Origin of the sequence: Cohnella sp. 56 (genome assembly GCF_037963805.1) — a bacterium.
In the GTDB taxonomy this organism is placed as follows: domain Bacteria; phylum Bacillota; class Bacilli; order Paenibacillales; family Paenibacillaceae; genus Cohnella.
Genome location: NZ_JAZDQE010000012.1, coordinates 98288 through 112728, shown reverse-complemented (window position 1 = coordinate 112728; position 14441 = coordinate 98288). Strand labels below are relative to the sequence as shown.

The window sequence follows — 14441 nt, the reverse complement described above, 5'->3', positions numbered from 1 at the left end:
ACGCTTTCATTATAAAATCGTATTCCCTATCCATAAATAAAAAAAGAAACACATGTATTAAAAAATCCATACGATTTTCAATACGATGACTCGTGCAGAGAAAGGAAACTGGCATACGGATCTATGCCTTGTTTAAATAATTCTCTCTATATTGCCCGGGCGTACAGCCTTCCAGCTTGCGGAAATACCGAATGAAGTTCGCCGGTGTATTGTATTTCAGTTTTTCCGCGATTTCGCCTATTTTCATGTCCGTTTCAATCAACCACTTTTTCGCCATTCTCATCCTTTGTTCCGACAAATAATCGCTGAAATTAATGCCGGTTTCCTTGCGGAACACTTTGGTCAGGTAGTTGGGACTGTAGTTCATGCGCCGTGCGCATACTTCCAACGTCAGATCGGTGTCAAATTCGGTTTCAATGATACGGATGATCTCGCTCGATATACTTTGATACTGTTTGTCGCGCCGCTGTTCCAGATGCTGCACCAGTGGCCGAATGACCGTTTTTTCGAAAAACAGTTCCACTTGTCCGGCAGTGTTTAAGCTAAACAGTTGATTGAACAAATCCGATTCGGACGTGTACAATGTGTCGGAATTAACTCCGGTGTCTTTGATCGTTTGCAAGATTTGAAGGAGCAGACGAACAAAAGACATAAAATAGGCCTCATATGTCCTTTCGTCAGCGGCAATGGCGGCGATCAGTTGCGACAACAGCCTTGCCGTTTGGTCCCGGTCCGCCAGTTTGAGTGCGTCAAGAAACTGCTGCTCGAGCGCAGCAGGATAATGCTGCGGAACACTATGCTCCGGCTGCACTTCTTCAATAAACAGAATCGATTCCTCACCGAGCTTCATTCGGTATTTCAACGCGGTCAAAGCTTCCATGTACGCTTCTCGGATACTCTTGAAATCGGTAAAAACGCGGCTGAAGCCGATACTGATCTTGAGCTCCAAATAACGGTTGATCATGCTCATAATGTCTTGCGCCAGCGAATCCAAATATGCTTTGAACGGCTGCTCGCCGGATAACGCCCGGCCCAGCAATGTCACTTGCGAATCGCCCATCACGACAGGAAGCAGCCGGCTTTCTGCGGCAACCAGTTCGGAAACAATGTTATTCAAGGCAAACATGAGCAAATCCCGGTCCTGCTCCTCGAATCGCGTGCCAGTAAGCGTATCGATCTGAATCGCCATCACGCACATGTCGCTCCAGTTGAGCGGGTGACCGAACATAGCCACCTTGTCTGAAATTTCGACACGAGACATATCGCTTTGAAATAGCTTGAAAACAAAGTACTCCTTCATCTGAAGGGACTGCCCTTTCATTTCTTGTAAAAGGCGATCCTCCCTCTGCAGAAGACCATGAAAACGCTCATTCATAAATTCAAATTCATTAGCGGTCTCTGCCTCGCCAACGACACCGGTAGCGTCCCGCATCACATCGTATAAACGACGAATGGGTTTATACATTTTTTGGGATCCCAAATAAGCAATAAATAAGGCGATCATTAAGATGCCTACGCATATTAACAACGTAACCCAACCAATATCCTGCGTTTCTTTGTTTAACTCATCAATCGAAACGACGGACAAATACACCCAGGCGTTATAAGACGACAAGCGGTAACTGACGCCGACCCTCTCGTTGTCCATATGTGCACTATAGAAACCATGTTCTTCTGTGACGTTTGCCAGTTGTCCTCCGAATGGAAGCTCGTCAAACCGTTTGCCTAGAGAGGTATTATCGTTGCCCGCGAAAACGTTTTTCGATTCGTCCATGATCAGCACATGGCCAAGCTTTGTCTCGCTTCCGACTAACTTGTTGATCTCATAAAGCGGAATGGTCATGACAAGCAGCCCGGTCGGATGTGCGGCGTAGGTCGGAATTTTTTTGACTAACTGCATCCCGGAAGGCGCGGAGGACCAGAACGATGTTCTTGGATCTTCCACCCATTTATCATAATCCTTCACATCGTTTGCGGAGAGAGCCGACAATCCCGTCTCGCTGACCGACCAGTTGCCTGCCAGACTGACCAGTTGGGTGCTCATGGCTACAAGTTGACTGCTCTGCAGTTTGCTAATGGCATTAAGAAGGTCGCTTACCGTGTCCACGCCGCTTGCGTCGCTTTGCAAGTTTTCCCGCAAAGCACTGATGACAAGCGGCTGGTTCATATACTGAATGGCCGAATAGTCGACCAATCGCAGCAGTTGCTCGATTTGCGATTCCGTTTGCTGCAGAAGCTGCTGGTTGCTTTCATACACTTTTGCCTGCAGAGTATGGGAAGCTGTGTAATAGGAATACGCACCCAATACGATAACCGGGAACGTTCCGAGCAGCAAACTGAACCAGATAAGCTTCGACAGAAATGTCGACGCATATTTTTTCATGGATTAAGCCTCCGCGAACTTTGTCTATAATGCACGGTCCTGCTTGGCCGTATGCAGCTTCTTTTTCGCAAACTGCGTGAAGAATAACGATTTAAAGCGCCTTCCGTCCGGAAAGTTCCGGCGGGAAGGCGCCTTAAGAAGGAATGCCGTTGAATGAACTGTTATTTGCTCTGAACGTTATTATACTCCTGCGTGTACTCATCGATCATTTTATCGCCGCCTTGCTTGCGCCACTCATCTGTCGCTTTGGTAAACCCGGCCTCATCGATTGCGCCCATAATGAATTTAATGCTGGCATCGTTAATGAAAGTGTCCAGATCGGTTCCTCGCTCTGCCTGAGTCGGCGATAGGAATGGCTCGGTGATGTTCGGCACTGCATTCGGGGCTCGATCCTTATACATTTGCTTTACTTTTTTCATTACATCGTTTTCTGTCGGCCATGTCAAATCCGATGGTGCAATACGAAGCTGTCCCAGATCGGCCACTTGGTTGCCATACAATTCTTGGTTCGAAATTACGGGATTTCCGTTCTCCACCTTATGGTGCACGCCTTCTACTCCGAAATCGAACAATTTCTCTACATCAGGGTTCAGTACTTTGTCAAAATAGGACAAGATGTTTTTCAAATCCGCTTCCGTCTTCACACTCGATTTCGGGAACATAAACTGGCCGTAGTAGCCTGAGTTAGCAGGCAGTCTGACGCCATTCGGTCCTTCAAGCCCAGCCACGAAGTCAATCTTGGCGTCAGGGATCAGCTTGTACAGGGAAGTAAATTGAGAATTAGCGTCATCGATACTTCCGGTGACCATTCCTGCCTTGCCTTGGTTAATAAAGTCGCGCACCTTGGTTCCCTTGATTGCACCGAAGTCCTTGTTAATCAAATTTTCATCGTACATTTTCTTAAGCAGCTTGAGCGCTTCCGTATATTCCGAAGTCATGAAATAAGGCGTCACTTTCCCGTCCTTAATTCCAAACTTGTTAAAACCTCCAAGCGCCGTCACGAGGTCGATCATCGTATCATTGGCCAGGCCGTCGGAGGACAAAGCCATTCCGAACGTATCGTCTTTGCCGTTCTTGTCAGGATCGTTCAATGTAAAGGCTTTTGCGATATTATAAATATCATCGACTGTCTTGGGCTGTTGCAGACCAAGATTGTCCAGCCAATCCTGACGGAAAAGGAACCCTTTACGCGCTACCGGGCGTTCGCGGTAGATACCGTAGATTTTGCCGTCTACGGAGATGTTGTTGGCGATCGGGTCTTTCCAGTACTTTTGCAGATTCGCGTAATCTTTAATGTACGGCCCGACTTCCCAAAAGGCGCCGGAATGAATCGCGTTAATAACGGCGGAGTTTTTGGTGTTGGTCACGACGAGGGCTTGCGGCAAATTGCCGGAGGCAAGTGTCACATTCACCTTGTCATCGTATGCCGAGCCCGGAACGAAGGTAACGTCAAGCTGGGCGCCGGTCAGATCTTCCAGCGCTTTGAATGCAGGATTGGAGCTGTCTGTCGCAGGCGGTTGAGCGGCAAAAAACGGCACCATAATGCTGAATTTTACATTCTGCTCCGGTTGACTGCTGTTGCTTGCCTGACCTTTTTTATCCGAATTTCCTCCGCAAGCGGATAATGATGCGATGACAATGGCCGTTGCAATGCCTGCCGCCCCCGCTTTTCTCCAATTGTAAAGCTTCTTTCTCTTCTTCATCGAAAACCCTCCATAATCTGATATTTATAAAATGACAGCCTGCCTGATTCATATTATGGACAGGTCTATCCTTTTACCGAACCAAGTAAAACCCCTTTAGTAAAATGCTTCTGGAGAAACGGATATAGCAGCAAAACGGGCACGGCTGCAACCACAATAACCGCATATTTGATACTGTCCGGAGGTACGACGACTTCAGATAATGCGTTGGCGTCGGAAAATCCGCCTGCGGAGAGGAGCACGATCTGCTGGAGCCAAACTTGAATGGGCCACAGGCTGGACTTGTTAATGTACAACACGGCTGTAAAATACGAGTTCCAGTAATAAACGGCATAAAAAAGAGCGAAGGTTGCCATCGCTGGAAGCGACAATGGAACAACGATTTTATACAAAATCCGAAGATCGTTGCAGCCGTCTATTTTTGCCGATTCTTCCAGGCTCTCTGGAAGCTGCTGAAAAAAATTGCGGAGCAGGATCAAATTAAACGCGCTAATCGCGGAAGGAAGCCATAGCGACCAGTACGTATCCAACAATCCCATGCTCTTGACGACAAGATAGGTCGGGATCATGCCGCCGTTGAACAGCATCGTGAAAACGATCAGCATCATCAGTTTGCTGCGTCCGCGAAGCGTTTTTTTGGCAAGCGGATACGCCATCAATGTCGTCAGCACCAGATTTATAACTGTTCCGACGACAGTAATAAACATGGAATTCAACAAACTTCGGTAAATGATGGGTGTGGCAAAAATGTATTGATATGCATCCCAGGATATTCGTGTCGGAAAAAGCACGATCTTTTTGGTGAGCAGCTCTTGCGAACTGACCAGGGATCCCGATATGACGTATATAAAAGGCAAAACGGTCACAAGTCCGACGATTAAAAGCAATGTGTGGTTCGTGACGTCGAACACTTTGCTTCCGATTGAACGCTGCTGCATGTTAATACACCCCTTCCTCTCCGACTTTTTTGGCCAACGCATTCGCAGAGATGACGAGGATCAGACTGACCACCGATTTAAACACGCCAACCGCGGTACTGTAGCTGAACTGTGCGTTTTTAAGCCCTGTGGTGTAGACATACGTATCGAACACATCGCCGACATCGCGGTTACCCGAGTTCAGCATGAGGAAAATTTGCTCGAAGCCCGTATCCAAAAAGCTGCCGAGTCGCAAGATCAGCAATAAAATGATGGTGGTCCGTATGGCGGGAAACGTAACATGCCAAAGCTGGTGCCAGCGACCCGCTCCATCCATACGAGCTGCCTCGTACAATTGCTGATCGACACCTGCAAGCGCAGCCAGGAAGATGATCGTTCCCCACCCTGTTTCCTTCCAGATCGCTTGCGACGTAATAATCGTGCGGAACCAATCCGTACTGAGCAGGAAATTAATCTTGTCTGCCCCCAGCGACGCAAGCGCCTCGTTGACTATGCCGCCTTCTGTCGTCAACATCGTATAGGTCAAGCCAGCCACTACGACCCAAGATATGAAATGAGGAATATAAATGACGGTCTGAACGAAGCGTTTGAATAATTGCTTCCGTACTTCGTTAAGCAAAAGCGAAAGAATGATCGGCAGAGGGAAGAAAAAGAGCAGGTTGTACACTGCGAGCAACAAAGTATTTTTAAACAGCTGCCAAAATGCCGGATCCGTGAAGAAACGGTGAAAATGCTTAAAGCCTACCCAATGACTATGCAAAATGCCCGCAAATGGCTGATATTCCTGGAAAGCGATCACAACGCCCAACATAGGCAAGTACTTAAATAAAACGAAAAACAAGACGCCGGGCAGTAACATCAGATACAGTAATTGTTCTCTCTTGATATCTGATACAAGCTGCATGAAATAACTTCGTTTTTTTGATTCCAACTTTGGGAGGCGTCGCCCCTCTCCGGCACGAGCCGCAATTCGGTCCATCTCCATCCCACCTTTCTGTTTCTACAGCCACATTGTAGGGGCCGGCCTACGTTTCGGTCGATATTCATTTCATTGCCATATTGATGATTTGTACTGAACCTGCCGGTTTCGCCGGCGAACGCAATCATTTTCTGTCATGTTCTAATCAGTTTCTTCAAGGTTTATGGCGTCACGGCTTCCTGATCGACTAGAGGATGCAGCGCGTAGGCGGCCCTTCATGAACGATCATGCCGTCGCAGACGATTTTGCAAAATCCCGGCTGCATATGAACATCGATCATACGGCCTCGATAGGGGTATCCCGTAATGGACACACTGCCTTCGAGCGGCGGTTGCGGCTCTACGATCAATATCCCGTTAGCGCCGGGCTTCAACCCGACCATGCCGAATAGTACGGCTTCAGCACCGGACAATCCCGCGATGACGTTGGCCCGCTTGTGAGCGGGGACCGCCGGGCGATCGCAATAGTGCTCCTGGGGAAAATACGGCAAATGACATCCCATCCACAAAAGTCGCTTTAATACATCCCACGCCAAGCCAGCTTCTCCGATTTCCCACATCGTCAGTGCCAGTATGGTCGCTTCTCCCGTATAGCTGCCTCCTCCCGACCAATCGGGATCATTTAGCTCGTAATGAATCTTGTCTTCGGCAGAAATACTGCTGACGCCGTATGGGGCAAGGAAGGCGCCCTCCCGCAAATGAGAGAGCAATGCTGTCTTCATCGATTCGGTGCAAACGCCCATGCGAAGCGTATCGAATGCCTGAATCGTGTATACTGTCTCTAAATGACCATCCGGGTATCGACAGACGAACCACCCGGCCTCCTCGTCCCACAACTGCTCTCGAATTTCACGACGAATTTGTTCCGCTTTATTACGCCAAGCCTTAGCTTCCCCGTTGTTCAGACGCTCTGCTAAATCGGCGAGACGATCATAGCACCAAGCCCGTTCGGCATTCGGGCTGGAGACGACATGCTCATGCGCAGCGCTGCGCATTTCCAGCAAGTTGTGCTGCTGGCCATAATCGAGCAATTCGCCCCAGGCAGGCAGTCTATCCTCATCGCTCAGCAGCAGCTTCCTCATATTGTCGTACAGCTCCAAGCCTTCCCCGTGCTGCTCGACGTTGCTCCAGATCAAATTGAAGAATGACCATAAGCTGTATGCATACGGCACATCTTTGCCTACCCCGCTCGGGGAGAATCGCGAATGCGCTTCTATGCCGCTGTTGGCCATTAGCTTCGCCAGCTCCATCATGCTATCGCTGCCGATCATTAGCGAGAGCAGTCGGCCTGCATACCCGCCAGTGTCCCAGGGATAGCAGCATATGCCTGCTCCTTCAATGCCCGATACGACCGGGAAAGGCTGCATGGCAAAATCAGGGTGCTCCCAGAGACAGATCAAGCCGCTTACAAGAGAACGCAAATAATAATCCTTAAGACCTGGAATATCGCTATCCAGCCGCGGCACCGATCCGCAAAGGCGATCAATTCGGTCTTGCCAAGCAGACTCCGTCCACTTCTCCCAAGCCGCCAACCCCTGTGGAATCATCGTTGCTTCTCCTCTGCGTGTCAGCACGACACCCACTCGGAATTCCGCTTCCTCCCCCGATCCCAACAAGGCCGGCTTCTGCCCTTCCTGATATAGCGTCATCCGCACTTTTTCGTTTTCCCATACGTCTTCCCGGATCAGGTGCGCAACCTCACCTGGTGCCGGATGTCCGTAATCCCAATCGTCCAACGGATGAAGATTCAGCCGCCCGGGGGACAACTCGGGCAAAACGGAAACCTCGATACTCCGCTCCGTACGATTCATGATTTTGACGGATACAACGAACCCGGCCTGATCCGACAGCGGCACGAGCCGGCTGCTGACAAATAAAGAAATGAGCCGATTTTCGTGAAAATAATGATACGTTCCGCTCCGCGCGATGCGGTCGGGCCGCCACTCTGCACCCGCGAACAACAATCCGCAGTCCCCTTTGCCCAAATTGCCGGTGTCGCTTACCTGATGCCCGTCCGCTTCGATGTTCAGCAGCAGCTGTACGTCTCGCGCTGCGAAAGGCGGGGAAAACAAACCTTTTACGCCTGCTACTGTATTCGCCAGCGGAGCGACCGTACTATAACCGCTTCCGACCCAGATATGATTGGACGGCGCCAGACTCGCCCGCAAATCGAACGCAAAATCGTTTAATTGATAACTCATTGTCGATCCATCCTTTGCCCGTTTATGGTTAGAAGACTGCAACAATTTTTGCCTCTTCTATAATCTAAGGATTAAAGGCCGTTCAGGTCGACAATCATAAACTGGGGAATAGATGATGCGCCTATTCAATTTCTAGTAGATTGAATGTTAGCAATCATCTTCGTCTGCGGAGTATTCATTTTCTGTTTTAGGAGACCTCTACAAGACAATAAAAAACCGGTGACCACTCACGCCGACTAGCGGCATCTTAGCAGTCACCGGTTCGTTGATTCTTATACTTCGATGGCCTAAACGATCGTTTCCCTGCATATGGACGCGTATAACCGGTTTATGTCGTCGATAACACGCGATTTGTCCATGTCTTTTCCTTGCCGGAACAAAATCAATGCTTCATGCAGAATGACGCCTGCACGCGCTTGGAAATCAGGAAATGCGGCATGACGCGGACGCATATAACTGCCGACCAACGTCTCATATGTGTCTAAAAAGAAGCCGTGCGTGTAACGATTAACTTCGGCATCGCGCCAGGCAGCCGCATGTCCGGGCTGTCCATCGTGCTCCGCGTACAAAGCCCTTTGGATTTCGCCGCTCGCCAAGAACCGGGCAAACTCGACTGCCAGCTGAATGGAGCAGGAAGAAGCGGACACCGCGATGCCAACTCCGCCCAAGAGCGAGCCTGTCGGAGAGCCATCCTCGCTCGGGATATTCGCGAAACGAATTAACTTTTCCGAGTACCCGCTTCTCGCGTAATTCGAATAGCCGAATGCCAATGGGATATAGACGATCTCATCCTCGCTCGCCATCCGATCGTACATCTGGATCGGGTTCGAGGCCAGCGACGACTCGTGCAGCATTGGCAGTACAATCAGCATCCTTTCAAGGGCGGCTTCCCCCACATGAGGCGGAATGCCCCTAAATTCATCGAAGAACGCCTCTCCTCCCGCTCCCGCGCAAAGCGTGAGAAAGCTGCACATCGCGTCCGTCGGACAGAGAGGCCATCCGATTTGGCGACCTGACGGCAGCGCTCGTGCAAGCTCGATTACTTCTTCCCAGGTACAAGGCAGCCGATCCTCGGCGAGCAGATCCGGCCGATAAGAGGCTACCTGAGCGGCCGCATCCACGGCAAGCGCCCACTGATGATGATTCCATTGGTAGCTCCGGTGACTGGGGCCAACGGAATTCTCCGCCTGATCAGACAAGTAATCTGCCGGGAGATATAGATCGAGCGGTACCAGCACGCCTTGCGCGGAGCTGATTCCGACATGCGGATGATCAATCATAATGAGATCGTAATCCGCAGCTAGCGCACTCACCGGATAATCGCCGAAGTCTTTGAGCGAACGCTTCTCCCATTCAATCCGAACCTCCGGGTGGAACCGGCGGAACGCGTCGGCCGCTGCCCGAACCGGCTCAAATCCGCGTGCGTGATCCCACGTTATGCCTTTAAGCGTTACCACTTTTATTCTCAACCCCTTACCTTAAATGACGCCCTTGTCCCCCAAGTGACCAATCTTGTCCGTCGTATAGCCGAGTTCGCGCAGAATCTCCCGATTGTGCTCGCCGATCAACGGCGGATGGCGTACAATCGTGCCGGGCGTCTCGCTGAATTTGACAGGGATATTCACGGTACGAACCGGGCCGGCCGTTGGATGCTCGTACGACGTGAACGCCTCAAGATGAACCGCCTGAGGGTCTTCCTCTACCTCAAGATGGTTTTTCACTTCGGACACCCACATGTCGCGCTCCAGCATCTTCTCCATCCAATAGCCCGTCGTTTGCTTGATCACGCTGGCCTGAATGCGGTAGAACAGTTCGTCGCGCTTGTCGTATAAAGTTTGCGGATCGTTGAAATCATTCAAGCCTTCGTCGCCCAGAACCTCGGCCAGTATGGGAATCGGATTGACGGAGATGCACAGGTAACCGTCCGAGGTCTGGTAAATGCCGAACGGGGCCGACTGCCCGGGATGCGCGATGCCGGACTCCGGACGCTCGAACAGTTTGCCCGAGTTCAATGTGACCGCAAATTCCTGCAATTGATGCGTAAGCAGGCATTGGTACAGGTTGATTTCCAGCTTTTGCCCTTTTCCGCTCTTTTCCCTGTAATATAGCGCCGACAATAGACCGTAGACGATGTTGTATGCGCCGAGCTGGTCGGCGATGCCCGTACCCAACGGCGTCGGAGGCGCGTCTTTGCGCCCGGTCAAAGTCGTCAAACCGCTTAGCGACTGGATCATCAGATCTTGTCCAGGGCGCTCGGCATAAGGTCCGTCCTGACCGTAGCCAGTGCTGGAGCAGTAGATAATGCGCGGGTTGATTTTCCTCAGATCTTCATAGCCGAAGCCTAGCTTCTCCATGACACCCGGACGAAAATTCTCCACCACGATATCGCATTGTTCTGCCAGCTTGTAGATGATTTCCTTCGCTTCTTGCGTTTTCAGATTCAGCGCGAGCGAACGCTTGTTGCGATTGAATGCCAGATAGCAGGGAGATTCGCTCCCGCCTACCCAATATTTCAGAAACGACCATGCACGGTAACTGTCACCGCTCCCTTTGCGTTCGACCTTGATGATGTCCGCGCCCAAATCGCCGAGCATTTGCGTTGCGAAGGGTCCTTGCAGCAAATGCGTAAAATCCAGCACCTTGACGCCCGTTAATGCTTTATCCATATCGGTCCTCTCCTCTCTTTTCGTTTCGTCCGCTTATTTCCCCTGAAATAGGGCCTGCCTCTTCTCGACGAACGCCGCGACGCCTTCCTTCGCATCTTCGCTGCAGAACAAGCTGGCGAGGTAAGAGCGGTCATACGCCTGAGCGGTTTCCAAACTGGCGTCCCGCCCCTCGTTGACGAGCTTTTTAAGCGCCTGAACGGCCAGCGGCGCTTGTTCCGCAAGCTGTGCCGCCAAGCGCAGTGCCGTTTCCCGCAGCTTGTCATGCTCCGTGACTTCATTGACAAAGCGAAGATCCTTCCCTTCGGCCGCCTCGATAAACCGGCCCGTCATCAGGAGCTCCTTGGCCAGGAACGACCCGGCGACACGAGCCAACTTCTGGATGCCGCCACCGCCCGGCACCAGACCAAGCTTCACCTCCGGAAGCCCGAATTTTGCCTTCTCGGAGGCGATTACCAAGTCGCAGGCCATCGCCAGTTCGAATCCCCCGCCTAATGCGTATCCGTTAACCGCAGCTATTACAGGCTTGCTGCATGCTTCGATGGACCGGTACATCTCTCTCCCCTGGTCCTGGAAATCGAAGAACTGTCCCATATTGAAGTCATGATAGCCACCGATATCCGCACCTGCCATGAAAGCCTTGCCGACACCGGTCAGTACGACTGCATGAATGTCGTTCTGCCGCTGAATCCACCTGAAGCATTCTGTCAACGCTTCCATCATCCTATCGTTCATCGCGTTTAGTTTTTCCTCGCGACTGATCGTCACCGTCAATACGCGCGCGGTTCTTTCCAGCGCCAGAAATGCAAAGACCGGTACATCCGTTGTTCCGGCTCGATCCATTCGTATCATCCTTTCTTTCGCTTCCTTCCCTTTCTTCCATTCCCTATGAATCGCTATTCCCCGCGAATCGTTTGTCCTCCGTCAATCACGAACGTTTGCCCGGTTATAAAGCCGGATGCATCGCTGCAGAGGTATAACACCATATCCGCGACTTCCGACGGCTGTCCGAATCGCCCGATAGGATGCGCCCGGTTCCAAGCTTCGATCAGCGCCTGCGGATTGACCGCCTCTTCGAAGATCTGCTCATTCATCGGCGTCATAATCGTTCCCGGCGAGACGGCATTGACACGGATGCCTTTTGAGGCATAGTCCATCGCAATCTGCCGCGTCAGGGCAAGAATGCCTCCTTTGGAAGCCGCGTATCCCGCCCAGCCGTGGAACCCTTTGACCGCTTGCGTCGAGCTGCAGTTTACGATCGCTCCGCTTCCCTGTTTCTCCATATAGGGAAGACAGTGCTTGCAACCCCGAAAGACGCCGCCCAGATTGATGTTGATAACGCGTTGCCAATCGTCCTCGCTCATGGCAGCAGCCTCGCCCGGCACGGCAATGCCCGCGTTGTTGTACACAGCATCAATTCGCCCGGTCCACTCGATAGCTTCCTCCATCAACTGCTTCACGTCGTTATCAACCCCGACATCGGTCCGTTTAAAGCGGACCCGGTAACCCTTCGACTGCAGCTGATACTCCAGTCGCATCCCCATTTCGGTATCCATATCGGCGACGAGAACAGCGGCAGAAGCTTCGGCGAATTTACGTACCGTCGATTCTCCAATTCCTTTCGCCCCGCCCGTTACAACAACGGTTTTTCCGCTAAAATCATAAGTTACCGTTCCTTTTGCCACGATTTTCACTCCCGTCCATAACCGATCATTCTGAATAGCGTTCCTTTTCCGCCCACCGTTGCTCCAGCTCTCCGATGTTAGATGAATCATAGAGGGTGTAGGGAATCGGATACACCCAGACTTCCTTCCCGGGAAAATCACGGATCAGCGGTCTTCGCTCCATCAGATCCGTCTGAATGCCACCGATGAGCAAATGAGCGATTCGCACAGCCGCCGCTGCCGCTTCATCCGGGCGTTGGTAAATCGTTGCATGCTGCTTCCTCGCCTTTATCAAACGGATTGCCGAGGGATCGCCGTCTCCCCCGATCACAAGGACTTTGCCGGCCCGCTTGCGCTTATCCAGCTCTTCTACGACCCCTTCCGCCATCAGATCGGTGCCTGCAATAACGGCGTCAAACGGTGTCCCGGCGTCCATAAATTCTGCGACGATCTGCTTCGACTCCTCCTTGCTCCACAGCGGGACGGAGATGAACTCTGCCTTGATGCGATCCTCATAGGAATGAAGCACCGCCTGATGGCCCATCGACATGTTGCGCGCATTGTCGTTGTAAGGATCTCCCTCGAGCAGCAGCACCTTCCCTCGGCCCTTCAGCTTCTTGGCCACATATTCCATCTGCATGATGCCTTGTTCGTAGCCGTCGCCCCCGATGAAATAGTCGACGAAACGGCTGCGAGAGGGACGCTGGAAGCAGACGGCGGGAACGTTCCGCTCGCGCGCGATTCGAAACAATGAATCGGAGCGGGCGGCATTAACGGGCGACAGGATCGCACAAGACAACTGCAAGTTTTCCAGCGCCCAGTCCAGATACAACTGCTGCTTCCATTCCAAATCATGCGAGGTTACCGCCATCATCGGCATCTCGAACTGCCGCTCAAATGTCTGCAAATAGGCAAGCGCCTTCTGAGAATGAAAGTTGGGCAAGGAGACGAAGACAAGATGTCGATTACTTGCCGCGCTCTCATCTCTATTGTCGGATCCGTTCAATTCGAAAAGCGTCCGAAATGCCGTTCGAAGCCCTTGTTTATCCGTCTGCACGCTCAGGTCTATAGAGACGGCGGCTATGATCTCCCCCGTTGCATTTCTGACCGGAACCGCCATACGGTACAGGGCCTCCGCCTGGTCGACTTCGAATGCAACGCCCCACTGCCGTACCTCTTGAAGCTCCCAATAGAGCTCTTGCCAATGAAGAAAAGAATGTTCGGGCGAGCCATTCTCCCGCACGCTTCGATGCCATACATTACGGACCTCCTGCTCGGAGCCCATGCTCAGGCAGGCTTTGCCTAACGCCGAGGTACATAACGGGTACCGGGCCCCGATCAAGGGACGGGCACTTCTTTCGGGATTTTGCCGTCGATCGACCGCGAACACGACGATTACATCGTCCTCCGACGGCAGCCCGACTCGAACGGACACTGCCTGATGGACGGATGCCGCCAGATGCTCTGCCAACCGGATCGCCTCCTGCATCTCCACTGAAGTTTGCAATCGTTGCATCCCAAGCGCGATCATTCGGGTCCCCAAGGAATACGTCTTTGTCATTGGATCGAATTGAACGTATTTGCAGTTCACTAGCGTCTTTAGCAGTTCATGTCCGGTGCTCTTCGGCAGCTTCAGCATCTGAAGCATTTGCGAGAATGTATAGCCTTCGGGTACAGCCGCCAGAAGTTCAATCGCATCCAAGGCACGGTACGCAGATTTAACCATTTTCATGCTTTCACCCCTTCGGATGAATCAACTTATTTCGCCCCTAAGAACGAATAATGATTAAGTAGATTATATCGTGCTGATTTTCCGCTATGAATAGACTTTCCCCTGATTTAATTTCGCATATGCGAACCCGTTCAATTAGACTTCCATACAAAGAAGCCGATTCGATCGCTTACTGGTCG

The 14441-nt window shown here is 51.6% G+C and carries 10 protein-coding genes; all 10 read right to left on the bottom strand.

Annotation, left to right across the window (positions count from 1 at the left end):
* Positions 1–121: 121 nt before the first annotated feature.
* On the bottom strand, positions 122–2383 hold the full coding sequence (locus VQ071_RS20060) for a helix-turn-helix domain-containing protein (RefSeq protein ID WP_340515960.1): 2262 nt from the start codon (positions 2381–2383) through the stop codon (positions 122–124).
* Between the two features lie 161 nt (positions 2384–2544).
* A complete protein-coding gene (locus VQ071_RS20055; protein ID WP_340515959.1) occupies positions 2545–4086 on the bottom strand; it encodes an extracellular solute-binding protein in 1542 nt (513 codons plus the stop codon).
* Positions 4087–4151: 65 nt separating this feature from the next.
* Positions 4152–5024, bottom strand: coding sequence for a carbohydrate ABC transporter permease (locus VQ071_RS20050; protein ID WP_340515957.1), 873 nt, complete (start codon positions 5022–5024; stop codon positions 4152–4154).
* Between the two features lies 1 nt (position 5025).
* Entirely contained in the window at positions 5026–5928 is a 903-nt protein-coding gene (locus VQ071_RS20045; protein ID WP_340516116.1) for an ABC transporter permease, read from the bottom strand.
* A gap of 262 nt (positions 5929–6190) precedes the next feature.
* Positions 6191–8203: an MGH1-like glycoside hydrolase domain-containing protein gene (locus VQ071_RS20040; RefSeq protein WP_340515956.1), complete on the bottom strand. Its 2013-nt coding sequence runs from the start codon at positions 8201–8203 to the stop codon at positions 6191–6193.
* 287 nt (positions 8204–8490) lie between these two features.
* Complete coding sequence (locus VQ071_RS20035; protein WP_340515954.1) at positions 8491–9660, bottom strand: ABC transporter substrate-binding protein; 1170 nt, start codon at positions 9658–9660, stop codon at positions 8491–8493.
* Positions 9661–9681: 21 nt separating this feature from the next.
* Positions 9682–10869 carry a CaiB/BaiF CoA transferase family protein gene (locus tag VQ071_RS20030; protein WP_340515953.1) on the bottom strand — a complete coding sequence of 396 codons (1188 nt, stop codon included), beginning with the start codon at positions 10867–10869 and terminating at the stop codon, positions 9682–9684.
* Positions 10870–10902: 33 nt separating this feature from the next.
* Positions 10903–11709 carry an enoyl-CoA hydratase/isomerase family protein gene (locus VQ071_RS20025; protein ID WP_340515952.1) on the bottom strand — a complete coding sequence of 269 codons (807 nt, stop codon included), beginning with the start codon at positions 11707–11709 and terminating at the stop codon, positions 10903–10905.
* Between the two features lie 53 nt (positions 11710–11762).
* The gene (locus VQ071_RS20020) at positions 11763–12551 is read right to left on the bottom strand and encodes an SDR family NAD(P)-dependent oxidoreductase (RefSeq protein ID WP_340515951.1); all 789 of its coding nucleotides are present in this window, start codon (positions 12549–12551) and stop codon (positions 11763–11765) included.
* Between the two features lie 25 nt (positions 12552–12576).
* Positions 12577–14262 carry a substrate-binding domain-containing protein gene (locus VQ071_RS20015; protein WP_340515950.1) on the bottom strand — a complete coding sequence of 562 codons (1686 nt, stop codon included), beginning with the start codon at positions 14260–14262 and terminating at the stop codon, positions 12577–12579.
* Positions 14263–14441: the final 179 nt, after the last annotated feature.